Source organism: Aquibacillus albus (assembly GCF_016908325.1).
In the GTDB taxonomy this organism is placed as follows: domain Bacteria; phylum Bacillota; class Bacilli; order Bacillales; family Amphibacillaceae; genus Aquibacillus_A; species Aquibacillus_A albus.
In genome coordinates this window covers 43,913-69,762 of sequence record NZ_JAFBDR010000010.1, presented here as the reverse complement: position 1 = coordinate 69,762, position 25,850 = coordinate 43,913, and the positions used below count along the sequence as shown (strand labels likewise).

Annotated in this window: 20 protein-coding genes and 1 tRNA gene; 13 read left to right on the top strand and 8 right to left on the bottom strand. The window is 37.8% G+C overall.

Annotated elements, in window-relative coordinates; translation table 11 throughout:
• Positions 1 to 216 precede the first annotated feature (216 nt).
• The 4 genes from JOC48_RS10445 to JOC48_RS10430 all read left to right on the top strand — a co-directional run bounded on the left by JOC48_RS10445 (position 217) and on the right by JOC48_RS10430 (position 6,023).
• Entirely contained in the window at positions 217 to 1,215 is a 999-nt protein-coding gene (locus JOC48_RS10445; protein ID WP_204499445.1) for a sugar-binding protein, read from the top strand.
• The gene (locus JOC48_RS10440; RefSeq protein ID WP_204499444.1) at positions 1,212 to 2,624 is read left to right on the top strand and encodes a sensor histidine kinase; all 1,413 of its coding nucleotides are present in this window, start codon (positions 1,212 to 1,214) and stop codon (positions 2,622 to 2,624) included. The genes JOC48_RS10445 and JOC48_RS10440 overlap by 4 nt, the downstream gene beginning before the upstream one ends.
• Before the next feature lie 29 nt (positions 2,625 to 2,653).
• Positions 2,654 to 4,219 (top strand): response regulator, encoded by a 1,566-nt coding sequence (locus JOC48_RS10435; protein ID WP_204499443.1) that lies wholly within the window; start codon positions 2,654 to 2,656, stop codon positions 4,217 to 4,219.
• Positions 4,220 to 4,616: 397 nt separating this feature from the next.
• A complete protein-coding gene (locus JOC48_RS10430; protein ID WP_204499442.1) occupies positions 4,617 to 6,023 on the top strand; it encodes a sugar porter family MFS transporter in 1,407 nt (468 codons plus the stop codon).
• A gap of 36 nt (positions 6,024 to 6,059) precedes the next feature.
• Here the strand turns inward: JOC48_RS10430 and glnA are convergent, their stop codons facing one another.
• Entirely contained in the window at positions 6,060 to 7,367 is a 1,308-nt protein-coding gene (gene glnA, locus JOC48_RS10425; RefSeq protein WP_204499441.1) for a type I glutamate--ammonia ligase, read from the bottom strand.
• 383 nt (positions 7,368 to 7,750) lie between these two features.
• Positions 7,751 to 9,385 (bottom strand): P-loop NTPase family protein, encoded by a 1,635-nt coding sequence (locus JOC48_RS10420; RefSeq protein WP_204499440.1) that lies wholly within the window; start codon positions 9,383 to 9,385, stop codon positions 7,751 to 7,753.
• A gap of 429 nt (positions 9,386 to 9,814) precedes the next feature.
• Between JOC48_RS10420 and zupT the strand changes: the two genes are divergently transcribed.
• Both zupT and JOC48_RS10410 read left to right on the top strand, forming a co-directional pair.
• Complete coding sequence (gene zupT, locus JOC48_RS10415; protein ID WP_204499438.1) at positions 9,815 to 10,624, top strand: zinc transporter ZupT; 810 nt, start codon at positions 9,815 to 9,817, stop codon at positions 10,622 to 10,624.
• Between the two features lie 231 nt (positions 10,625 to 10,855).
• A complete protein-coding gene (locus JOC48_RS10410; protein ID WP_204499436.1) occupies positions 10,856 to 11,113 on the top strand; it encodes a hypothetical protein in 258 nt (85 codons plus the stop codon).
• A gap of 146 nt (positions 11,114 to 11,259) precedes the next feature.
• Here the strand turns inward: JOC48_RS10410 and hpaB are convergent, their stop codons facing one another.
• From hpaB to JOC48_RS10380, 6 genes are all read right to left on the bottom strand, one after another.
• Positions 11,260 to 12,702, bottom strand: a complete 1,443-nt coding sequence (gene hpaB, locus JOC48_RS10405) for a 4-hydroxyphenylacetate 3-monooxygenase, oxygenase component (protein ID WP_204499434.1) — start codon at positions 12,700 to 12,702, stop codon at positions 11,260 to 11,262.
• 212 nt (positions 12,703 to 12,914) lie between these two features.
• A complete protein-coding gene (dat, locus tag JOC48_RS10400; protein WP_204499431.1) occupies positions 12,915 to 13,763 on the bottom strand; it encodes a D-amino-acid transaminase in 849 nt (282 codons plus the stop codon).
• 149 nt (positions 13,764 to 13,912) lie between these two features.
• Complete coding sequence (locus JOC48_RS10395) at positions 13,913 to 14,788, bottom strand: metal ABC transporter permease (RefSeq protein ID WP_204499429.1); 876 nt, start codon at positions 14,786 to 14,788, stop codon at positions 13,913 to 13,915.
• Positions 14,785 to 15,648 carry a metal ABC transporter permease gene (locus JOC48_RS10390; protein WP_204499427.1) on the bottom strand — a complete coding sequence of 288 codons (864 nt, stop codon included), beginning with the start codon at positions 15,646 to 15,648 and terminating at the stop codon, positions 14,785 to 14,787. The genes JOC48_RS10395 and JOC48_RS10390 overlap by 4 nt, the downstream gene beginning before the upstream one ends.
• A 1-nt stretch (position 15,649) precedes the next feature.
• Positions 15,650 to 16,402, bottom strand: a complete 753-nt coding sequence (locus JOC48_RS10385) for a metal ABC transporter ATP-binding protein (RefSeq protein ID WP_204499424.1) — start codon at positions 16,400 to 16,402, stop codon at positions 15,650 to 15,652.
• 12 nt (positions 16,403 to 16,414) lie between these two features.
• Complete coding sequence (locus JOC48_RS10380) at positions 16,415 to 17,344, bottom strand: metal ABC transporter solute-binding protein, Zn/Mn family (protein ID WP_204499422.1); 930 nt, start codon at positions 17,342 to 17,344, stop codon at positions 16,415 to 16,417.
• A 466-nt stretch (positions 17,345 to 17,810) separates the two neighbouring features.
• On the opposite strand from JOC48_RS10380, the gene JOC48_RS10375 reads away from it, so the two are divergent.
• The 7 genes from JOC48_RS10375 (at position 17,811) to JOC48_RS10345 (ending at position 25,517) form a co-directional block, all read left to right on the top strand.
• Positions 17,811 to 17,884: transfer RNA gene (locus JOC48_RS10375), tRNA-Gly, on the top strand.
• A 184-nt stretch (positions 17,885 to 18,068) separates the two neighbouring features.
• Positions 18,069 to 19,781 (top strand): ABC-ATPase domain-containing protein, encoded by a 1,713-nt coding sequence (locus JOC48_RS10370; protein ID WP_204499419.1) that lies wholly within the window; start codon positions 18,069 to 18,071, stop codon positions 19,779 to 19,781.
• A 37-nt stretch (positions 19,782 to 19,818) separates the two neighbouring features.
• Entirely contained in the window at positions 19,819 to 20,958 is a 1,140-nt protein-coding gene (gene queG, locus JOC48_RS10365; protein WP_204499417.1) for a tRNA epoxyqueuosine(34) reductase QueG, read from the top strand.
• Positions 20,959 to 21,052: 94 nt separating this feature from the next.
• Positions 21,053 to 21,583: a methylated-DNA--[protein]-cysteine S-methyltransferase gene (locus tag JOC48_RS10360; RefSeq protein ID WP_204499415.1), complete on the top strand. Its 531-nt coding sequence runs from the start codon at positions 21,053 to 21,055 to the stop codon at positions 21,581 to 21,583.
• Positions 21,584 to 21,707: 124 nt separating this feature from the next.
• Positions 21,708 to 22,574, top strand: a complete 867-nt coding sequence (locus JOC48_RS10355; RefSeq protein WP_204499413.1) for an amidase domain-containing protein — start codon at positions 21,708 to 21,710, stop codon at positions 22,572 to 22,574.
• A gap of 114 nt (positions 22,575 to 22,688) precedes the next feature.
• Positions 22,689 to 23,162 (top strand): tRNA (uridine(34)/cytosine(34)/5-carboxymethylaminomethyluridine(34)-2'-O)-methyltransferase TrmL, encoded by a 474-nt coding sequence (gene trmL / locus JOC48_RS10350; protein WP_204499563.1) that lies wholly within the window; start codon positions 22,689 to 22,691, stop codon positions 23,160 to 23,162.
• A gap of 456 nt (positions 23,163 to 23,618) precedes the next feature.
• Positions 23,619 to 25,517: a PrkA family serine protein kinase gene (locus tag JOC48_RS10345; RefSeq protein ID WP_204499411.1), complete on the top strand. Its 1,899-nt coding sequence runs from the start codon at positions 23,619 to 23,621 to the stop codon at positions 25,515 to 25,517.
• Positions 25,518 to 25,850: the final 333 nt, after the last annotated feature.

Genomic DNA, 25,850 nt, shown 5'->3' with positions numbered 1-25,850 from the left:
TCCCGGGTATCATTTTCATAAGAAGAAATGGATGAGGCGGGCTCAGCAGTCGGATGGGAAAAATTGGCCTACATAGGATGAGAGAATCGAACACTGTCCCACGTTATAATGGAGAAAGTAAAAGTAGGATGATAAAGTGGAAAAAAATGGGAAAAGGGGTCTGACCCCTTTTCCTTGACCCCTTTTCCTTGACCCCTTTTCCTCAGGAGGTGCAGCATGAGGCGTATTTCTTTTGTTTATGTTGTTTTAGTGGTTTGTTTTATTGTGGCTGTGTGTTTTTCATTTTATTTTTATAAACAAGCAAATGCTTATGATAGAAAATTGGATGCAGCTGTTTCTTCTTTACCAAATCCTACCTATCATTTTTCTTTAATAGGTGAGGAGATGAATCATGAATATTGGCGCTTAGTCGGGGACGGAGCGAAGGAAGTAGAACAGAAGCATGACGTTTTTGTTCAATATGAAGGTCCTAGTCGATCCAATCCGGAGGAACAATTGAAGCTTCTAGATATGGCAATCAAATCAAAGGTAGATGGGATTATCGTTCAAGCGCTTGATGAAAACTTTACGCCAATGATCGATAAAGCTGTTGAAGCTGGGATTCCAGTGATCACAATTGATACGGATTCCCCAGAAAGTTCTCGTGCAGCATATATCGGTACAGACAACTACTTGGCAGGGCAGTTGGCAGGGAAAGCATTGGTGGAAGATACAAATGGACAAGCTACGGTTGGAATCATTACCGGCAGTTTTAACAATGCCCACCATGAACTTCGGGTAGAAGGCTTTAGGGATGTGGTCGAGCAGGAGGATGGAATTGAAATCGTAGCGGTGGAAGAGTCCAATATCACAAGGGTAGAAGCAGAAGAAAAGGCTTATAACATACTGACAGGTCATGAGGACATTACAGCTTTTTATGGAACGAGCTCCTATGATGCAAGTGGCATTGTTGCTGCGGCAAAATCTTTAAATCGGCAAGAGAATCTCTATGTAATCGGGTTTGATGTGTTAGATGAAAACATCGAATTACTCGAAAAAGGAGACATCGATGTGCTCGTTGAACAACATCCTTTTGAAATGGGACAGCAAAGTATTGAAATCATGTTGGACTTGATTAAAGGAAAGTCTGTTCAAGATGTCTATCATACCGATGCCTCCATTATCCGTAAAGAAAATTTAGACATGTGGAACAATGCAAAGGGTGAAGCACCATGATTAAAATTCGAACAAAGCTACTCCTTTATTTTGCTGCTGTTCTTTTATTAATTGTGGTTATGTTTTTTGTCCGTGAACAAAGTGACCAAAAGGTAAAGGAGCTATATGACGAAAGCTCTGATCATTTACTACTATTAAATGAAATTACGAAAATAACGAGCGAAACCTATCAATCTTTACAAATTTACGTTCATGAGCCAATCGAGGAAAACCTAGCATTATATCAGGAAGATAAGCAACATCTCCTCGAATTACAACAGGAATTTTCTGATTGGGAAAAAGAAGGTATTCCGAAGAAGAATTTTCTCCATATGATAACTAGTTTTCTAGAATTAACCGATAAAACAGTGGAAGGTGTAGAAACGGAAGATATTCAGCAATACTCTAAATTCCTCAATGAAGCAGGTAAAACATCGGGTTATATTCATGAAAAAACTCTCGATTTAATTAATAATGAGCTTTCTAATTATCAAGCGTTATTTACGCTTGAAAATGCTAAAATCCAAAACACGAAAAATATGGGGACATCCATTTTTGTTTCTATCATTATCCTAAGTATTTTATTTGCACTTTGGTTTTCGAATGGGATTACGAAAACGATCGGTCGTTTAACACGAGCTGCACAAGAAATAGCAGCAGGACATTATGCTGGTGAAGATGTAATTGTTTCTAGAAAAGACGAGCTTTGGTTTTTAACAAAGACATTTAATGAAATGAAAAGGAATATCATGCAATCGGTTCAGGATATAGAAGAAAAGGCAAGGCTTGCTCAACTACTAAAGGAAATGGAATTAAAGAGCTTGCAAAATCAAATTAATCCTCACTTTCTTTTTAATACGCTTAATACGATTTCAAAAACATCGCTGATTGAGGGAGCAGACCGAACAAATGATTTAATTGCTTCCGTTTCAGCATTGCTTCGTTATAATATTGGTAACCTGGATCGGCAGACCGTGTTAAAAGATGAAGTCGATATTGTGAAAGAGTACTTTTTTATTCAAAAAACACGATTTGGTGGACGGGTTGAATTTTATCAAGATATTGATCCTGCGTGTTTGTCCACTCCAATCCCTTGTTTAACACTCCAACCGATCATTGAGAATGCGTTTGTGCATGGGATTGAATCGATGGCTTCGGGTGCAAAAATCGAATTAAACATCTACCGAGAAAATCAGAGGGTTTGTATTGATGTGAAGGACAATGGCGTAGGGATGGATCAGCAAACGATCGATAAACTGCTGAATGCAAGTGATGAGGAAGAGGTATCTGTATCCAAAAAAAGCTCGGGGCATTCGACCGGCATTGGGATGAGCAATGTGATTAATCGACTCCAAATTTTTGACAAAGAGAGTAAGGTTAGCATTTCTTCAGAGCTTGGAAAGGGTACAACCGTATCGATTCGTTTATGACAACAAGGACTTGGAAAGGGGGAGGAATCGTGATTAACATCATGCTAGTAGATGATGAGCCAATTGAAAGAGAAGGGCTCGGTCTTATTCTTCGTAAAAAGCGTTCGAATGTTGAAATCGTAGCGGAGGCTGAAAATGGGAAGCAGGCAGTTGAGCTAGCTTTAAAGTATGAGCCAGATTTGATTTTTATGGATATTAAAATGCCTGAGTTTGATGGTATTGTTGCTGTTAATAAAATACTCGATGAACTGCCAAACACCAAATGTATAATGGTTTCAGCTTATGATACATTTGAGTATGCCCGTGAAGCAATGAAATTCGGGATCAAAGAATATTTGTTGAAGCCAAATAAAATTTCCGAAGTGTTAGAGGCTTACGACCGAATGGTGGATGAAATAGAAAGCGAGAGAAAGAAAGATATGGAAAGGATAGAAAAGGATAACCGTTTGGAAAGAGTCAGTTCGATGGTAGAAATGGAATTTATCGTTTCCTTAATGATGGATTATGTTCACGATTTTAGTGCAGAAGATTGGCATGAGTGGTTGAACTTTGACGTTAAACAAGGCTTTGTTGCCGTTTTCTCGTTTGAATCAAAACGCATGCAGCCGGACCGAGCGGAAAAAAGTGAATGGTATCGGGTACTGAAACAGGCTTTACAAGCGCAACATGACCACTGTCTTGTCGGTCCATTAACTGGTTTTCAAATTCCTGCCTTTATATTAGTTGAAAATGAACCGATTGATAACGAGATGCGAGAGGCTTTTGCTCGGTCCATGATCCATAAGGTTCAAAATCAATTAAAAGGTTGTCGTCTATTTGCTGGAGTTGGAACGGTTGTATCAGATTTAAAGCATTTTTCTCATTCGTATGAGGAAGCCATTTACGCCTTGGAATTAGTTCATAACCATTCAAGTGCAGCCTATATGGCATACAACCACCAATTAAAGGAAAAGAGGAAGGAGCTTATTCCGTTTGAAATTGAAAAAGAACTGGTGGAAGCGGTCAAAAAGGGAGACCAGCAAAAAGGATTGCAAAGGTTTAATGCTTATTATCAACTAATTAGTAAGGCTTCGGATTATAAAGTAGCGGTTATTAAAAAAGCAATGGAGAATTTATTAGTCATATTAACGAGGACGATGAGAGAGCTTGGATTAGAGGATGATTTTCCATTAAGTTTTGAAGGATTGGAGACATCAATGCAAATAAAGGAGGCAACTAAAAAACAATTGTCTCAAATGACAGAGCGATTATGGGAGTGGCGGACAAACGGTGTCGAAGGGTTGTTAAACCAAGCAAAGGATTATATCGATAGCAATTACTATAAACAAATCTCGTTGGAAGAAGTAGCAGATAAGGTCGGTCTTAGTTCTTATTATTTAAGTAAGTTATTTAAAGAACGTTACCAGGTTACTTTTATTGATTACTTGACGAATACAAGATTGCAGAAAGCAAAAGAACTTTTATTAGATGGTACGATTCCATTGAAAGAAATTGCATTGAATATTGGCTATAAAGATCCGAACTATTTTAGTCGTGTTTTTAAAAAGGATACAGGGTTCAGTCCAAGTGAATATCGAGGGAAATATCAATCGTAACAAGTAACAGCGATCCTTTGGGTCGTTGTTTTTTTATACTGTTGGATAGGCAAATGAACTTGATAGTGTGGATCCCCGTACATAACCAAGGACCATAAACCGTGCAAAAACGAAGGTCAAACCGAAAAACGTGCCTCCTTAGTAGTTTTTCTCGGGCCCATGTCCGTTTTTTGCAAGAAAGTCTAGACTTTTACAAAAATGTGAAGATGAATGCACCAAAAAGAAAACGATTTACTGATAAATTGAAGACAAGATAACTAATTGAAAGCATTAATGAAAACGAAATCATTGGTGAAGTTGGGGGGGCAGAATTAGAATGACACCGTCGTTTATGCTTGTTGACAAATTAAGCGTTTCTAATTGATGAAAATAAAAAAGGTTATAGAGGGGGATCATCATGGTTGAGAAACATTCATTTTGGTATGTCATTTTGATAGCAGTTTCAGCCGGTATGGCGGGTTTATTATATGGGTTTGATACAGCAGTAATATCTGGAGCGATCGGTTATTTGCAAGAATTATATGATTTAAGTCCAGCGATGGAAGGTTGGGTTATTTCATGTGTAATGATTGGCGGTGTTCTGGGTGTTGCTATGTCAGGATTTTTAAGTGATAAGTATGGGCGAAAAAATATTATGATGTTAGCAGCTATATTCTTTATTTTGTCTGCCCTAGGTTCAGCTTTTGCTACAGGTGTAACGATGCTTGTATTGGCAAGAATTCTTGGTGGATTTGGAATTGGTTTTGCCTCAGCATTATCGGTTACGTATATTAGTGAATGTGCACCGCCTGCCATTCGCGGAAGGTTAGGTTCACTCTATCAGTTATTTACTATTATTGGAATCTGTCTTACTTTTTATATCAATTATGGCGTCGCTAACAGTGGAACCTATGAATGGGGGCTTCAAGAAGGCTGGCGTTGGATGTTGGGTTATGGAACATTCCCAGGTATTATCTTTTTAATTCTATTATTCTTTATACCGGAAAGTCCGAGGTTCTTAATTAAAAATGGAAAAGAAAATGAAGCTTTTCAAATATTAAAGCGTATTAACGGGGAAAAAGTAGCTAAAAAGGAAGCAAAAGAAATCAAAACGTCCATTGAGGTGGAACAGAGTTCTTCTGCTAAGCAGTTGCTCAAGCCGGGCCTTCGAATGGCACTGGGTGTTGGTATTTTTCTTGCCTTGTTTAATCAAGTGATTGGTATGAACGCGGTCACCTATTATGGACCTGATATTTTCCGTAGTGTAGGTTTTGAAAATAACACGGAGTTCTTAGCTACAAGTATTATTGGTAGTGTACAGGTTGTGTTTACCATCGTAGCAATCCTTTTAATCGATCGTCTGGGAAGAAAGAAATTGATGGCGATTGGTTCAAGCTTCATGGCAGTATTTATGGTCTTGATTGGAAGCGTATTCCACTTTGAACCTGCAAATAGCGGCCCATTACTTCTTATCTTTATTGCAGGGTTTACAGCAGCATTTTGTGTATCGATGGGACCAATCCCTTGGGTCATGATTCCTGAAATTTTCCCAAATCATCTACGAGGAAAAGCTGTAGGGATTGCCACAATCTTTCTGTGGGGAGCAAACTGGGCGATTGGTCAGTTTACACCAATTCTAATTAATAATATGGGAGGCGCATTCACGTTTTGGATGTTCGCGATTATCAATGCAATTTGCTTCACCTTTGTAATGACAATCGTACCAGAAACGAAAAACAAATCACTTGAAGAAATCGCACAAATTTGGAAACCAAAAAAGAAACAAAAAGAATTTACAGAGCAAATACCAAGTTTTCGAGGTTAACCTAGAAATGGAACAGGGGTCTGACCCCCTGTTCCATTATTTATTCATGTATTTTTTTCGTTCCCATTCGGTAACTTGTAAAGAATAATTGAACCACTCATCTTCTTTTTCTTCAATAAATTTTTCGAATGCATATTCTCCTAGAGCATTTGAGATAACTGTATCTTCCTTCAAATTATCCACTGCTTCTTTCAAACTTGTCGGTAAAGTTGGCACATCAGTAGCAATTACTTCATATAAATTACGTGTTTCTGCTGGACCAAGCTTTAACTGGTTTTTGATTCCGTCTAGTCCTGCATGAAGAAGCGCAGCAATCGCTAAATAAGGATTTGCAGTTGGATCAGGGTTTCTTACTTCAAATCGTGTGCCTGCTCCTCTTGTTGCTGGTACACGTATCATACAGCTTCGGTTCGAATGTGACCAAGCAACATTCACTGGTGCTTCATAGCCCGGAACAAGACGTTTATAAGAATTCACTGTCGGGTTCGTTATTGCTGTTAGGGCTTTCGCATGTTTTAGGACACCTGCCATAAAATGTCGAGCTATATCAGATAGGTTGTCTTCGTCACTTTCATCATAGAATGCATTCTCATCCCCCTCAAAAAGGGACATATGAACATGCATTCCTGATCCGTTCTGACCAAATAAGGGTTTTGGCATAAACGTGGCATGCATGTCATAATTGGCAGCGATATTTCGGACAACGTATTTAAACGTTTGAATTTTGTCAGCCGTGTCTAACCCATTATCAAAACGCCAGTTAATCTCATGTTGTCCATTCGCTACTTCTTTATGAGATGCTTCCATAATAAAACCAATGTTTTGTAATGTTTTTGCGATCGTACGACGGCATTTTTCCCCTCTATCCAATGGAGAAACATCAAAATAGCCAGCCCTATCATTTAACTCATTCGTGTGGTATCCACTTTCATCATGCCGAAACAAGAAAAATTCAGGCTCTGGGCCAAGATTTACGGTATATCCCATGTCATTTGCTTCTTGTAGTGCACGTTTTAAAATGGAACGAGGGTCTCCTTCGAATGGTTCTCCATCAGGTCTGTAGATATCACAAATAAAACGAGCGACTTTTTCTCCACCTTCAAGCGCGGCAGGAACAATAATAAACGTGTTTAAGTCAGGGTGTAGGTTCATATCACTTGCCTCAATCGAGGTGAACCCAACAATTGAGGAACTGTCAAACATGATTTCATTATTTAATATTGCATCAATTTCGTTTGCTGGAATCTCAACATTTTTGGTATCACCTAACATATCCGTGAATTCTAAACGAATAAATTCAACATTTTCTTCTTCAATCTGATTAATAATATCTAGTTTATTCATTGGTAAAAAATCCTCCAATTTCTAATCGATTCAAAAAATTTTTCTTTAGGAATCCATTAAAATTTTTTCTTATAGTATGTGTTCAAAAAGTCGGTAAATATAGAAAAGGCAGGTCGAGACGGCGAAGTTTCTGTGGGCCTTACCTGAGTGTTGGCTTTCCCTACATGAGGGACTGGAAGAACAAGCCAACGAAGGGTGCGCCGCTTATCATTCGATGACTTTTTAAACATTCTTTAATATTAATCTGTTACATAAAATTAATTTCATTCTTATTAATTAAGAAATTTACGATTGTTTGAATTTTTTACCTGTTCCAAGCAAAAAGAGGCTGACCCTTTGCTTTTAGGACAGCCTCTTTTAAGTGTTTTTCCGCATTCCGTTTATTATTCTTTTACAATTTCACCAAATCCATGCTCATTCAGCAATTCAACTACCTCATCGGATAAGTTTATGTCTTCATTTACTAAATAATTAGCTTTCGATTCAATAAGCATTTCTAGTGTGCTTGTTCGGGTTTTATCAATTCCTTTCCATAACCCCAATGAATGCAGCAAGTCGGTCAAAGTCAGCAGGGTATAATCCTCGCCTTGAAAGCTATAGTCAGGATTAATCTGGTACCATGTATCACCATCATCAGTTAGCCATTGACTACCGAGCTCATCGATACCATTTTGTACGTAGGTGGCAGCGGTAAGATATTTTTCTTCGCCGGTATCGTTATACGTTTCTAACAATAAATTCATACCACCTAATACGTGATTTAAGGAGCTATGCGTGACGCTCACATCCTGATGATAGGTAAAGTAATCACTAATCAAACCTGCATTAGGACCTATTTTAACTACTTGTTCAGCTTCAATTTGGTCGACTAAAAAATCTGCATAGTTAGTCATAGCTTGCTTTAATTCAGGAATATCTAAAACATTTCCTGTTTCTTCAAGGAATAATGCGACACCCTCATTATGTCGCGTGTCGATATAGGGTGCCTCGATGCCATAAACACGGTTGAGCCAGTTGTTCGTATATTCTGTTTCCCAAAAATCTTTATCCCCTTTAAAGATGTCCAGATTAGCGATGGAGTTTAGTAATAGGTTATAAAAATACCGTTCCTGGGTATCTTTATAGCGGCTTAATGGTTCATCTTCTCTGACAATTAATAAATTTCTGCCATATTGGAGTTCCGATTCTGGAATCGGTACTGCAGTTCTGACTACTTTTTTGTATGGTCCTCTGGCAGTATACCAGTTGTTATTTTTATATCGTTTTCCATTGTAAAGTCTAATCCATTGTTCATAGGAAGCTTTAGAATCAAATAAAGTTTCATTGGAAAACATCAGCCAATGATCAATAATATCATCGCCAATGGACTCCATATCCATTTTAAGTGTAAGCTCATCTTCTTTGACATCGATATCTACATTTTGATTTTCCGATATGAGCTCTCTTAATACGCTTTCCCGATTATCTTCATAGCTTTCAGATATTTCTCTGGAATGATATTGTTTACCAACCATAAGATTTGAATGGAATTCTTTATCTTTATAAGTCGTTAGTAAACCAAGTGGAGTGGTGGTCAAATCCATTTTGATATCATCACTAACCCTGGGCCCAGTCCTGTATTGATCAAATGCCTGCAAGGAGTAATAGCCTGTATCTGCGACAGGAATGGAAAGCGATAGTTCCACGGATTCTTCACTAGGGTTTTCTAATGTTGTAAAAATAAAATAATCATCATTGTCCAAAATTCTTTTTGTTACTTTAAGATAGGAAAGTGGTTCTGTGTCAATCTCATATGTATATATTAAGTCTTGAATGCGGTCATAATAAGTTTTTTTGGTCGTATCTATTCGTTCCAATCCATGCGTTGTTTTCTCTTGGATGCTCATTTTTAATGTCTCGTCATGAGGGGGAAGCTCTGCACGGAATATTTTGCTTTCATTTTGTTGGCAACCGCTTAAAATTAAAGTTAATGAAACCATTAGACCCATTATAACAACAATCATAATGTTCTTTTGCAATGTTTGTTCTCCTTTTTCGATATATTTCTTCTTGAAAGGTAACACGTTAATTCAGATTAAACAACTTCGGTATGCATACGACTAGGCAGTCTTTATTCTTTTAGTCTGATGGTTATCAGGAGCTACTATTCATGTCATAACTGTTTAATTGGTTTAAATTTTTAGGAGATAACTTTGATAAACGTTCGTTTAACAACTAATGGATATCATCACTGACAAGCGCTTGTTTTTATTGACTTTCAAGTTTCTGTGGGTGTATTATCTTTACCATAGTAAACTTTTTTATATTAATGCATATAATTATTTGTGTTGGATATATATCACTTATAGTGCGTGTTTATCCACTTATACCTTATGATCACAGGGAGTGGTCAGTGATATCCATATTGTTGGTTCAGTTTTTATTCAACACAAGGGGGAGCTTCTTAAATGACGGAAAACCTTCTGTTAGCATTTAGTTTAACGTTAATGGCTGGTCTTGCAACTGGTATAGGCAGCGTGCTGGCGTTTTTTACCTCAACCACAAATACAAAGTTTTTATCCCTATCGCTAGGTTTTTCAGCAGGTGTCATGATCTATGTATCTATGATTGAAATTTTTGTGAAAGCTCAAGATGCGCTAGTTTCTGCAATGGGGGATGAAATAGGAAACTGGTTGACTGTAGCTGGATTTTTTGCTGGAATGCTATTAATTGCGTTAATCGATAAGTTCATACCGAAGCAAGGTAACCCTCATGAACTAAAAAAAGTTGAGGAAATGAATAAAAATAATAAGGTAGTCCAAGATCCTAACTTATTGAAAATGGGGACCTTTACTGCACTGGCAATAGCTATTCATAACTTTCCAGAGGGGATAGCAACTTTTACATCTGCTATACAAGACCCAACATTAGGGATAGCCATTGCGGTGGCGATAGCTATTCACAATATTCCTGAAGGTATTGCTGTATCAGTTCCTGTTTACTTTGCAACAGGTGACAAGAAAAAGGCCTTTAAGCTTTCTTTTCTTTCTGGTTTGTCTGAACCAGTCGGAGCGGTTTTAGCTTATTTTGTATTAATGCCTTTTTTAAATGATGTTATGTTTGGTGTGATTTTCGCTGGTGTTGCAGGAATTATGGTATTCATTTCCCTTGATGAATTACTACCAGCCGCCAAAAAATATGAGGAGGCCCATACCTCCATATATGGATTAATTGCTGGCATGGCTGTAATGGCATTGAGTTTGTTACTTTTCATTTAATACGTAATTACTATTAGAAAATATAAATTAGGCAATCACCATAATTTTAAGAAATCGGTGATTGCTTTTTATTTTGTTTTAAAATGAACGCAGATATAAACTGTCCTCCCACCGAAGACAAATGTCCACGAACGGGGTCAGACCCCTTTTAAAAAGATAGTGTTATTTCTTAGTAAATCTGTCAATACTATTCATGAAATAAATTTTTAATGTTTGTTAGGATGATGAATAGTGGACAAGAAAGTGGCGTTTCCCGTTGAGAAAGTTAAGTTGTTAAGTAAGGAAGAGCGTGCGCTGCTTGATGAATATAAAAGAAAGGAAAAGGAAGCAAATACTGCAGCACACAAGATGTATTATACTGGCCGAATTCATGCTGTCTATGACTTAGCAGACTTAATTTATAAAGAAAGATTGACAAGTGCAATGATGGAAGAAACGATTCAAGCATTAATTGGTAATAAATCATTAAATAAGCTTGAAAATTATTAATGGAAAAAAGGATGGCATACCGTTTGGTGAGATGTCGCGTCTCCTTCAAATGAAAACGCTCGGGCGTTTGACCAGAGCGTTTTCTGTATGAGTAAAATTTCATAGTGTTTGCGGACATTCAGTACGTTAATTGCTCCTATAACTGCTCATCCTTTTGACTTTAAAAATTTGTGAATCAGATTGATATACTCGGTTTTGTCATATGAATGATATAGTTCACTAGTTAATCGGATAGGGTGGCCAAAGAAAAACCTTTCATACTGTGTTTGTCGTGTTCCGAACGCACTCATCGTTAAATCCCACGCGAGCCTAAATAGTTGAACTCGTTCCTTCCCATCTTTCGTAGCACTTTGCAAATATTTTGTTAAATCTCCTCTGATTTCAGAGTTGAAGTCTTTCTCTGTTGGGATGGAAATCATCCCACTAGAACCAAGAATTTGAATGATTTCTGTTAATTTAGAATAGACGGTAGGATAGGTACAACTGGCGACCTGTAATGGTGCTAATTCCGGTCTCATTAATCCAAATTCATCTATAGATGCGTTCCATTCTGCTTTTGTTAAAAGTGCCTCCATTGTCTCTAATGCAACAATAATCTCCGTTACTTTTTCCTGTATATGCTGGTATTCACTTATGTTAATCGTGTCGACGATTGATTGTGCAACCCCTAATAGAAACTTTGTTTTAACAACTTGCCGACATACCACTTGATGAAGGGTAAAAGGTAGAAAGGCACTTTGGTTTTTGAAGCTATTGGCGACCTCGAGATTATCATAAAAAAATACTCTTTCCCAAGGAACAACCACATCATCAAATACAACAATTGTATCTATTTCTTCAAATCGTGAGCTTAACGGGTAATTAAAGGAAGATTCGCCGTTAACAAAGGATTCTCTTGTTATAAATTTTAATCCGTTAATATCGCTAGGGACAGAAAATGCAAATGCATTGGCTTTGCTAGTGATGCCACCTGGTGAAAGAACAAGTAATTCATCAGTCATACCACCTTGTGTAGCCAACAGTTTCGCGCCTTTGACTACTAATCCTTCTTTATTTTTATCTATGATTGTTGCTGATATAGGTTCTTCAGCGTCTTCAAAGTAAAGCTGTGACCGGTTCACTTGTGGGTTAATAAAGGTATGCGTAAAAGACAAATCTTGCTCTCTTGCTTGTTCATAAAAGTGAACGAGGTTTTCAGGGAAGCAATTTTCCTTACCCTCTAATATACTTGCAGATGCAGCAAATGACATTAAGACGGTATTCATGTAATCCGGACTTCTTCCTAGCATACCACCGTTTGTTTTTGCCCATTCCATCGTCATTTTTCTCCGTTTAGTCAGATCCTCTTTTGTCTTTGGTTGTAAAAAAGAGGTCCCCACTCTATCTCCTGTTTGTGGAGAAAAGTAGGTCATCAAATCTTTTACATCCTCTTGATGTTGTAAATCATAGAGCATTGCTTGACTTTTGATTGCTCCTTTATAAGTAGGATGCTCGGAAATATTCCCGATTATTTTTTTACCTTCATGCCAAATATTCGCTTTTAGTTGATTGATGCGAAGAATATAATCCTTCCCGGTTATCGCTGGCATGTCAACACCCCTTGTTCGGTATGTTCATGATTAAAAACCTATAATTTATTTTATTGTTAATTAATGAATTCGTTCCGATGTTGCATGACATACCGGGAAAATAATAAGAATGGAATAAAAGAAAGGGAGAACGCGGCCTGAGAGTAATATAAGAGTAGAGGATTGGCCTGGTTTTTCAAAATACAGTAAAAAAGCTACCACAAATGGGTAGCTTATCGTAAACCAGCGTCTTTTTCATAAGCTTGCTGTATCGCTTTTGTTATTTTTCCTGGTGTTCCATCCTGTATGACAGTATCGTCCACTTTCGTTATTGGCATTACTTCAGCAGTACTGCTCGATAAGAATACTTCATCAGCATCGTGTAATTGCGAAAGGGTAAAGGCCTCTTCCTTAAATGGAATATTTAAATCTTTTACTAATTTTTTAACCCTTAATCGAACACAGCCATGTAAGATGTTATTCGTTTCAGGATGTGTATAAATCGTTCCATCCTTAACGATATAGGCATTCGAAGAGCTACATTCTGTTACGACATTATCACGGTGTAAAATGGTCTCAAAGCATCCATGCTCTTTTGCTTCTTGCTTCATCATGACATTTGGAAGTAAATTCAAACTCTTAATATAGCAATTTTGCCATCGTATATCTGGGCGAGTAATTGTCGCAACACCATTTTCTAACTTATCTAATGGGCGTGCTAAGTCTTGAGCATAAGCATATAGGTTCGCATCCGCATCAGGAAAAACATGATCCCGAGGTGCTGATCCCCGTGTGGCCTGTAAATATACTTTCGCATCACTTGAAATCTGATTTATTTCAAGTAACTCATCAAGGTAAACATACATTTCTGACTTTTGAAAAGGAAGCTTTAGCTTTAATGATTCAGCGGATCGGTATAATCGTTCTACATGTTCATTTAATAAATAGTATTTGCCATGATAAATGCGAATAACTTCATATATGCCGTCTCCAAATTGTAGCCCGCGTTCTTCAAAAGGATAATATAAGTCATTTTTGTCAATGAATCCATTTTGTGTTAAGACTTGCTGGTAAACTGCCAATTCTAGTCCCCCTCATATCCGAAATAACCAATTAAACTATATTATAACAAACTCTTCTTTATAATTTGTATGAAAAATAAATAAATTGTTTCATAATATAATAGTCGAAGGGGTCAGACCCCCGCAGGTAAAAGCGGGGGTCTGACCCCTTAGGATGCATATTGTTTATTTTTAATTTTTCTTACAATCACCCCGTGTTTAGGGCTGAAAAGAAAGGCGAATAAGAATAGTACACCGGATGCACTAGCCATCGATCCTGAAACAGAAACATTCCAATAAGCAGCAAACCCGTAACCGATTAAGGCAGAGAGAATTCCTATCCCGCCACTTAATAGTAACAATGGGAAAAAGCGGTCGGTTAGTAAATAAGCAGTCGCCCCAGGCACAATCAGCATGGCCACAACAAGAATGGCTCCAACACTATCAAATGACGCAACCGTTGAAAGTGAAACCATTGTCATTAGTAGGTAGTGAACAAATACGACAGGTACCCCAATAAGTTTTGCATACTGTGGATCAAAGGTAGAAATTTTAATTTCTTTATAAAAAATCCATATTAAAAATAGATTTAAAATCAATACGATTCCTAACATCCATACCGCAATGGGACCATAGTTCACACCATTGATTTGTAACGTATTCCAAGGTACAAATGTTATTTCTCCCATTAGAGCGTGCTTCGTATCTAGGTGTACTTGATCACCTATAAAGGAAATCAATACGACCCCGAGTGCGAACAAAGAGGTGAAAACTACTCCGATAGCAGCATCTGATTGTACCCCGGAGGAATGTAATGATTCCACAAAGAAAGCTGTTAGTATTCCTACAACGCCTGCTCCGATTAGCATTGGTAATCCATTTAGAGATTGACTGACAAAGAATGCCCCAACAATCCCTAACAACACCGTATGACTTATGGCGTCAGCAATCATGGACATCTTCCGTAAGACTAATAATGATCCAGTCACCCCACAGGTTAATCCAACTAAACTACCGGTTAGGATAATCCAAAGTGTGTAGGTCATAGCTGTCTCACCACCTTTACTGCCATGCCTTTTTTACTGCCAAACAATAATGAGAAAAAGAAGATGACGGATGCACATAATACAATCATTGGACCGGTTGGTAAATCATTTATTACTGAACTGAGTACAGCACCAGAAACGCCGGATATTGCTCCAAAAATACCTGCTAAAAGTGCCATCATTCCCAGTTTTTCTGTCCAATATTTTGCTGCTAGTGGAGGTGTAATTAATAAAGCCGCGATTAGTACGACTCCTACCATTTGGATACCAATCACAACAGCACCGACGACTAGAGCTAACAATAATCCGTTGAAAAAAGAAACCGGTAATCCAATTCCTCTCGCAAATTGTGGATCAAAAATACTAATCTTAAATTCTTTAAAAAATAGTGTTGTGACAATCACTAAAATAAGAGAGCCAATCGTTATCAACTGCACATCACTTCGAACAAGCGATGCTGCCTGACCGAATATAAATGAATCAAGACCAGCCTGGTTTCCGCTTGAATTTTGTTGAATGTAAGTTAATAACACAATACCGAAGCCGAAAAACACCGATATAATAATACCAATGGCTGCATCAGTTTTTATTCTGGAGTGTTTGACAATCGACTGGATAAAGTGTGTTGCTATTAAGCTAGTGATTGTTGCCCCGATCAAGAATAGCGGTATTGATTTTATTTCAAAGATAATAAACATGAGGCATACACCTGGCAGGGCAGCATGAGCCATTGCATCACTGATTAAACTCTGTTTCTTTAATAATACAAAACTTCCAATCACTCCATTGGCAAATCCAAGTAATAAGCTGCCGAAAAATACCCATTGGAAATTTGCGCTGGAAAATAGGTTGAAATCCATTTTATTCTGCCCCCTGCGGTACCACTGGGCTTTTATCTAAGAAAGCGATTTTTCCACCATAAGCTCTTTCTAAATTACTCAACGTAAATACTTTTTGCGTTTCTCCATACTGAATCGGCGTTTTGTTTAGCAATAGTACATGGTCGAAATAATCCTCAACGGTTTGTAAATCATGGTGCACAACGAGAACGGTCTTTCCCTCTGATTTCCAATCCTTCATTAATTGAATGATTGCTTTTTCAGTGGCTGCATCCACACCTGCAAATGGTTCATCCATAAAATATATTCTCGCATCCTGTGCCAGCGCACGTGCTAAAAATACACGCTGCTGCTGTCCACCTGATAATTGGCTGATTTGACGATTTGCATAGTCTGCCATTCCTACTTTGGCTAAGCAGGTTTTACCCCATTCGATTTCTTTTTTGTTAGCCCTTTTAAACCAGCCGATATGCCTGTAACGCCCCATCAATACAACATCTAATGCATTCGTTGGAAAATCCCAATCAACTTCGCTTCGTTGTGGTACGTAGCCAATGATCTTTTTTTGCTTTTTGTAAGGCTCATCAAAAACTTCTACACTCCCGGATAAAGTAGGCAGTAGCTGTAAGATGGATTTAATTAGTGTGGATTTACCAGCGCCATTCGGGCCGATAATTCCAGTTAGTGATCCCTCTGGGACTGCAAATGAAACATTTTCTAATGCAGGCTGTTTATCATACGTAACCGTTAAGTTATTAACCGATAAAGCAATCATGTTCATTCCTCCTTATTTAAGAGATTCAACAATGGTATCGACATTATGTCTGAACATACCAATATACGTTCCTTCTTCCGTGCCTTCTTCTCCCATTGCATCTGAATAAAGTTCTCCGCCGATTGATACCTGATGTCCTTCTTCATTGGCACCTTCGACAACAGCATTAATCGAACGTTCCGATACACTGCTTTCTACAAAAACCCCTTTAATATTTCGTTCAACGAGTACATCAATGATTCGTTGGATATCACTTACCCCATAATCGGAATCGGTACTTAATCCTTGTAACCCAATGACTTCAAATCCGTACGCTTCTCCAAAGTAGTTAAATGCATCATGAGCCGTAACAAGCACACGGCTTTCTTCAGGGATTTCTTCAAATCTATCGTTGGCATATTCATGCAGCTCATCTAACTCTGCTAAATAGGTATTTGTATTTTCTATATAATACTCTTCGTTATCTGGATCTAATTCAATCAAGCTATCTCTGATTACTGTTGCCGTATTTTTCCATAGTGTAATATCAAACCAAACGTGTGGATCAGGAATATCTGGACTTTCGGGATCCGCTAATAGCTGATCAGGTGAAAGTTTTTCTGCAACAGCTACCGTTGGTTTGTTTTGTTCCATCTCCTCAAAAATTTCACCCATTTGTCCCTCTAAATGTAAACCGTTATAAAAGATGATATCTGCGTTATCCATTTTTTGAATATCACCTTGAACCGCATTGTACAAGTGAGGGTCGACACCAGGCCCCATGATGCTCTCAACTTTTACGTATTCTCCTCCAATGTTTTTTGCAACATCTCCAATTTGTGCAATAGTCGTAACGACGTGAATGGTGCCGGAATCGTTGTTTTCCGAATTTCCTGTTTCGGCGGAACAACCAACTACCCCGATAATGATTAAACTCAAAAAACTTAAAAATAAATGTTTCATGAATATTTCCTCCTCTTAAAAAAGTTTACCTAAGGCAAAAAATAGTTTAAAAAAATAGTGGATATATATAAATATGGTAATAACCATAATTTTATGACAAAACTAAATGTTTTTTCTTAGATTTAAAAAGTTTCCTTAAGGCAAATTATATTCCTTTAGTAAAAAAAGTCAACAGCGATAGCAATTTTTTTGAAAAATTCTTTTCGACAAAAAATCTGAAAATCCGGTTGCATACTTTTGGTTGAATTGTTATACTATTTAACATCACATCAAATAAAACAAGTTCTACAGTAAGTAATCATCCTAAAAGCGGGTGTAGTTTAGTGGTAAAACCTCAGCCACGAGCAATACATCCACCGAATAAGCTACGAGTTGTCCCGAAGCATAATCAACTATGAATTAGCTAGAAGATGCAGGGACATGAAAAGCGCGTACGCCAACCAAATAAATAGTAATCATCCCAAATGCGGGTGTAGTTTAGTGGTAAAACCTCAGCCTTCCAAGCTGATGTCGAGGGTTCGATTCCCTTCACCCGCTCCATAATTATGTGAGCAACGCAGTGTTTCGTTGAATAACAATGAAGCATTGCGTTTTTTAATTGTGTAGAAAAGTCTTGCTCAGCTTTTCAAAATTTGCCTGTATATCTTGATTGCTTGAATCAACTCGGAGACAGGTTGTATCCTATGCTTATGTAAAGCAATGATATATATAGAGGTGAATGGCAATGAAACAATTACAAAAGCTATTAAGCCAAGTAGACGGAAAAGGTTATAAAGCTTATAAATCAATTCAAGGAAGATATTCCTTTCATCGTTTTGAATTAATCGTTGATTACGTTCAGGGGGACCCTTTTGCTTCCCCGTCCAAAATAAGAATTATTATTCCAGAAGCCTATCGTAAGGTAAAAGATGAATGGAAAACAGAAAAGCATAAACGCACGTATGTCGAGGACTTAATTGCCCGATATGTCGCATCTGCAATTGATAACAATGCAATTCAAGGTAAGGGATCGGGAAAAAGTGGAATGATTGCGATTGATTGTCCCGGACAACAAATTCTGGAACGAACCGCTGTCAGCATTGATCCAAATCATATTACCATTTGTCTGTCTGTCGGATTACCTGCTAATGGTCGGAGAATTAATGGCAAGGAAGCAGAGAAGATTTTTTTCCAAGCGATTCCTAACATCATGAGTCAGTCAATTTTTACATTAAAAGACTCAGAAATCGATCAGGTAGTACAACTAGCAGAACAGCATCAAGTCATTCGACAGCAAATGAATGAAAATGGCTGGGTGTCCTTTATCGCTGATGGTGCTATTTTACCTAGACAAAGTGGCGTGAGTGACAAGCCATTAAAAAGCGCGATTCCTTTTGAAAGTCCAGTAGAAGACCGAGTATCGATTGATATTCCATATCGTGAACAACCGTTAACGGGTATGGCCATTAAAAAAGGTGTCACGCTTATCGTCGGTGGTGGATACCATGGTAAAAGTACCCTGTTGAATGCTGTTGAACGGGGGGTGTATCATCATATTCATGGAGATGGCCGTGAGTATGTTTTAACAGACCCGAAAGCGGCTAAGGTTCGCGCAGAAGATGGTAGACAAGTGACGAATGTAGATATATCTGCTTTTATCAATGATCTCCCTCATAAACAGGATACGAAAAGATTTACTACGGAAAACGCTAGTGGTAGTACTTCTCAAGCTGCAAATGTCGTTGAAGCGTTAGAGTCAGGTGCAACAAGTGTGCTCATTGATGAGGATACCAGTGCGACGAATTTTATGATCCGTGATGGTCGCATGCAGGAATTAGTAGTGAAGGAAAAGGAACCTATCACACCGTTTATCGATAAAATTCAACAAATGAGAGATGAATTAGATATTTCTACTGTATTAGTCATGGGTGGTTCTGGTGACTATTTTGATGTAGCGGACCATGTTATTATGATGGATCAATATTTACCGCACAACGTTACTGAAAAAGCAAAACAAATTGCAGACAAGTACCCTACGGCTAGACGTGAGTACAAATCAGGCTTCGGAAGCTTGCCAAGTCGCCAATTTTTACCAAACAGTTTACAAACAAGAAGAGGTAAAAAGTCGAAGGTTCAAGCAAAAGGTTTAACTACGATTATCATGGGAAGAACTGATATTTCCCTCCATTATGTAGAGCAGTTAATTGATAGTTCGCAAACGAGAATGATTGCTGAAATCATCCAATTCCTAGATAAAAAGGGAATGCTGAAACGTGAAATGCCTTTATCGCAGTTATTGGATCAAATCGAGAATCAAATGGAAGAAAAGGGACTCGGGTCCTTTGCGCCGTTTCCAGATCAACATCCTGGTGAACTAGCTAGACCAAGAAGATTTGAGATAGCAGCAACACTCAACCGAATTAGAACAGCAAAAGTAAAAGATATATCCGCGAAGTAAGTTGCACAAGCTAATGAATAGAAAGGAGGGGTATGCAATGGCTTACGAAACCCTGAAACAAGAAATAATCGAATATAGTAAACAGATTGGAATTGACAAAATAGGATTTGCGTCTGTGGATGAGTTTTCGGAATTAAAATCACGCTTAAAGCTTCAGCAGGAATCAGGCTTTCAGTCAGGATTTGAAAAGGGAACGATTGAAGAACGAACACAACCCGTTCGTTTAATGCCTGAAGCACAGTCAATCATCGCAATAGCACTTGCATATCCCTCTCGTATGAAAAATCCACCGAAAAGTGTAAAAGGGGATCGGCGAGGAGTTTTTGCCCGGGCTTCTTGGGGAAAAGACTATCATCATGTGTTACGAGATAAATTGGAGAAGCTCGGAAAGTTTTTAGAAGCAAAGCTGGATGGATTTGAATACAAACCAATGGTGGATACTGGAGAATTATCCGATCGTGCCGTAGCTGAACGTGCCGGAATTGGCTTTAGCGGGAAAAATTGCGCGATTATTACGCCTGAATTCGGTTCCTATGTCTATTTAGGAGAAATGATTACCAATGTTCCCTTTCCACCTGATCAGCCAATTAGTGAGGAGGAAGGATGCGGCGAATGTACCAAATGCATTGATTCTTGTCCAACAGGGGCTTTAGTCGAGGGTGGCCGGTTGAATTCACAAAAATGCCTTGCATTTCTAACCCAAACAAAGGGCTTCTTACCTGATGAATATAGAGGAAAAATTGGGAATCATTTGTATGGATTTGACACATGTCAGGTCGTATGTCCGAAAAACAAAAACGTAGATTTCCACAACCATCCAGAATTTGAACCAGATCCAGAATTGGTGAAACCGAGATTGATGCCTCTGTTAACGATATCCAATAAAGAGTTTAAAGCAAAGTTTGGATACATGGCAGGTTCATGGCGTGGTAAAAAACCACTCCAACGAAATGCGATTCTTGCTTTAGCACATTACAAAGAAGAATCAGCAGTAGACCAATTGATCGAACTAATGGAGAAGGATCCTCGTCCAGTTATTCGTGGAACTGCGGCATGGGCGATTGGGAAAATTGGAACAAAAGAAGGCTTTGCAGCAATCGAAAGAGTAAGACAAAAAGAGAAGGATGAGGATGTCCTAAAAGAAATGGAAAAAGGACTTCAGTTTCAACCGGTTTAGCTTTTCGGTAAATCAAAGGGGAATTATTGCCATCGTCAACATCCGAGTAATTTTCCTCATGACACGATGAGTTCAAAGTAAAGAAGGGATTTAGTTGGGATTTTTGTATTATGATGAGGTAGAAACAGCGATTGGTCCTATTACAATGATTAAATCGAATCAAGGGTTGTGTAGGGTCGACTTTGGTTCGATGAATGAAGTGTTTCCTGTTGTTCAAACATGGGCAGATCGATTTTCGATTGGTTCTAAATTTATGAAAGACGAGTCACTATTGAAAGAGGAAAAACAACAATTAATGGAATATTTTTCGGGCAATCGAAAAATGTTTACCACGGAACTTCACTTAGTAGGGACACCCTTTCAACAAAAGGTTTGGCAGGCACTAATTGATCAAGTTCCCCATGGGGAAACCAAATCCTATAAAAATATCGCTGAATCTATTCAAAAACCGAAAGCAGTTCGAGCAGTTGGTGGGGCAGTAAACAAAAATCCAATCGTTATTCTGGTCCCCTGTCATCGAATTATCGGTAGTGACGGATCATTAGTTGGTTATAATGGTGGTTTGGAAAGAAAGCAGCAGCTGCTGCACCTGGAACATGCACCGGTGGTAAATAAAAAAAGATAAGTACTATCGTGTAAAGCACCTCTTTCGTCAACGCATAAAAAATGAACCATTTTCTTAAATCAGCTTATTTTCAATCATTCTCCTATTCCATATTTCATAGGATTGGTATGAAGGAGTGATGAAAATGGGATTTGGAGAACAATTACAACAATACTGGTATAACCATTTGGATTCAAATAAAGAAGATAGGCTACCGAGTTGGATTAGTAAAAAAAAGCAAAAGCTTGAAAGTAGAGGAAATAAGATTCCTAGAATTAGAGGAAAAGGGATAATCCTAGATAATCACGAGGCAGATAATGATGAAATAAAGGTCGATTATAAGTTAGGGGTTACATTTTTTGTGAAGCAAGGGGAAACTTCTTATTATCATGAGGAAGAAGAACGAATACATCGAGCCATTTTTTATAAAGATATATTAATCGAAGACGAGGAAATCAAGCCAGCTGTACAAGAGGAAACAACTCCAACGATAGACCCGTTGGTTCAAGAAGAAAGTCAACCTATGAGATTTGAATATGACCGTAGAGCGGCCGTTCAATATGCTGAAAGATGGTGGAATGATCATAATCCAGCATATAAAGACTTTGATGTTGATTGTACAAATTATGTTTCCCAATGTTTACATGCAGGTGGGGCACCGATGAGGGGAGCTCCAAATAGAGGGAGTGGCTGGTGGTACGAAAATAATAACTGGAGCTATAGCTGGGCTGTTGCTCATGCACTACGTTGGTATTTAAGTGGATCTAATCAGGGATTAAAAGGGAAAGAAGTGGATGACCCAAAGGATTTAATACCAGGAGATGTTATTTGCTATGACTTTGAAGGGGATGGTCGTTGGAATCACAATACGATTGTCGTAGAAAAGGATAGTAATGGGATGCCTCTCGTAAACGCTCATACAACGAATAGCAGACATCGTTACTGGTCCTATGAAGATTCTTATGCCTGGACACCTGATATAAAGTATAAATTTTTCCGGATAGGTGAATAAGTAACAACAGGACCGCTTACAATGTAGGCGGTCCTGTTTCTGAGGTGGAGCCTTTTAATGAAAAGGATGAAAAATGGAGATGATATGCTATAATAATCAGTTGAGGTGAAGAAAGTGCCAGTTCATGTTGTTTTATATCAACCGGAGATACCAGCAAATACAGGGAATATCGCACGCACATGTCTTGCAACCAATACTTCTTTGCATCTCATTCGGCCGCTCGGATTTTCGACCGAAGATAAAATGCTGCGAAGAGCAGGTCTTGATTATTGGCATGATGTAGATATTAATTACTATGATTCATTAGAGGAAATGTATCAAAAGTATCCCAAAGGTCAATTTTTTTATATTGAAAATTTTGGAACAAAATATTATACCGATTTTGATTTCAGTGACAGTGATGAAGAATTATTTTTTGTTTTTGGTAGAGAAACGAATGGAATACCCAAAGAATTGCTGGAAGGGAAAGAAGATAGGTGTTTACGTGTTCATATGACGGATAAGGTACGTTCCTTAAACTTATCCAATACAGCAGCTATCATTATCTATGATGTATTGAAACAACAAAACTTCCCGGGGCTATATTAATTCGTCCATAAAAAAACAGGCTGATGAGAATATCTCGTCAGCCTGTTGTACCATCTAATTATTTTTTGGACACTTGATCTGTTTCATAACCAGCAGCAAAAATCGCTGTGATAAATGCAACCCCAACACCTAACACTAACACAACTCCCATTTCGTAAGTCCTCCTTTATAGAAAACACAACTGTTTATTCATTAGTATGTAATGATTTTGTTCATTTTATTATAGCGAATGAATCAGTGATTGTGAACCTACTTCTAATGATTCACTTAATTTTTGTAATATTCATAAAAATTATAAACCGCTCTAACCCTTGTTTTATCAGCATTTTAGCAATTTTGTTTGAAAACAGTTGAACAGACTATTCATTATCTAGCTTGTTCCTACATAACTTATACTAAACAGCTTCAGCTAAATCTTTATAAGAAAAGTTTCACTTTATTTGGGAGGTAATCCTAGTGGATGATATTTTGCAAAAAGTCCAAAATTATCGAGAGGATCAAGAAAGGCTAAGATGGGAAGGGACACTGGCTGATTATTTGGAATTGTTGAAGGAACGTCCTTATTTAGCTCAATCAGCACATTCACGAGTGTACAACATGATTAAATCCAAGGGCGTAGAAGAAGTGGATGGCAGAAAGACGTATAAGTTTTTTGGGGATGAGTTATTTGGTCTAGAAGAAGCATTAGAAAGATTAGTAGAAGAATATTTTCATCCTGCAGCCAAAAGATTGGATGTGCGCAAACGTATTCTGCTGTTAATGGGGCCTGTAAGTGGTGGTAAATCAACATTGGTCACCTTACTTAAAAAGGGGTTAGAAGAATATACGCGTACGGATGAAGGTGCAGTTTATGCAATAAAAGGTTGCCCGATGCATGAAGACCCTTTACATCTTATTCCGCAACATTTACGTGATGAATTTAGAGAGGAGTATGGGATAAGGATTGAGGGCAATTTATCACCATTAAATATGATGCGGTTGGAAAAAGAGTATGATGGAAGAATCGAAGACGTAATGGTAGAACGAATCTTTTTCTCCGAAGATAAACGAACAGGAATTGGAACATTCAGTCCTTCTGATCCGAAATCTCAAGACATTGCAGATTTAACCGGTTCCATTGATTTCTCAACAATCGCAGAATATGGTTCCGAGTCTGATCCAAGAGCATACCGCTTTGATGGTGAATTGAACAAAGCAAACCGAGGTATTATGGAATTCCAGGAAATGCTGAAGTGTGATGAGAAATTTTTATGGCACTTACTATCACTGACTCAAGAAGGTAATTTTAAAGCTGGGCGCTTTGCGCTAATTTCAGCAGACGAGTTAATTGTTGCCCATACAAATGAGTCAGAATATCGCTCATTCATTTCGAATAAGAAAAATGAAGCGCTGCACTCTCGTATGATTGTAATGCCTGTGCCTTACAACCTTCAAGTTAGTCAGGAAGAGCGAATTTATGAAAAAATGATTCAAGAAAGTGATATTAAAAATGTGCACATTGCCCCTCATACTTTACGTGTTGCAGCAATGTTCACAATTCTGACAAGGTTGAAGGAATCCAACCGCGGAAACATAAGTTTATTGAAGAAAATGTATCTTTACGATGGCCAAGATGTCGAAGGATTTAGTGATGCAGATGTCAGTGAATTGAAAAAAGAATTCTCTGATGAGGGGATGAGTGGGATTGATCCTCGGTATGTAATCAATCGAATTTCATCCACCATCATTAAAAAAGAAATGACATCAATTAATGCATTAGACGTTTTACGTTCTCTGAAGGATGGGTTAGATGATCATCCATCTATATCAAAAGAGGCAAAAGAAGAATACATGAATTTTATTTCTGTAGCTAGAAAAGAGTATGATGAACTAGCCAAGAAGGAAGTACAAAAAGCATTTGTTTACTCCTATGAGGAATCAGCTAAGACATTAATGGATAATTACTTGGATAATGTGGAGGCGTTTTGTAATAAGTCTAAGATCCATGATCCATTAACAGGAGAAGAGATGCAGCCGGATGAGAAATTAATGCGTTCGATTGAGGAACAAATAGGAATTTCAGAAAATGCTAAAAAGGCGTTCCGTGAAGAAATACTTATCCGTATTTCGGCGTACGCTAGAAAAGGAAAGAAATTCAACTATCAATCACATGAGCGCTTGAGAGAAGCTATTCAGAAGAAGTTGTTTGCAGACTTGAAGGATGTCGTGAAAATTACGACTTCTACAAAAACTCCAGATGAACAACAGTTGAAGAAAATTAATGAAGTGGTTGCTACATTAGTTGATGAATACGGCTATAATTCAACCTCTGCAAATGATCTGTTACGATATGTTGGAAGCTTGTTAAATAGATAGGAATTTAATAAGGAGATTGTCCAAAAAAGGGTCTTACTTACTCGTTCCATAGCGAGGGGTAAGGCCCTTTTAATGCTTTTAGATTCGTAGTTAAAACTTTTAAAAATAGGATACTCACTTATAGAAAAAATAGCGCGTTATGGGTTTTATTTTTTTGTAGAAAGGGTAAGAATTGTAGGGATTGTAAGTTACACTTAACAGCTAATAAATTGCAGAAGAATTTACCAGTTTAATAATTTTTACAAATACTTGGAATAATCCGAGTTTAGTTGTTGTTTCCCTTCTTAAAATAGGGTATATTAGTTGTTGTAGAAAGAGCACAATCCTAAATTT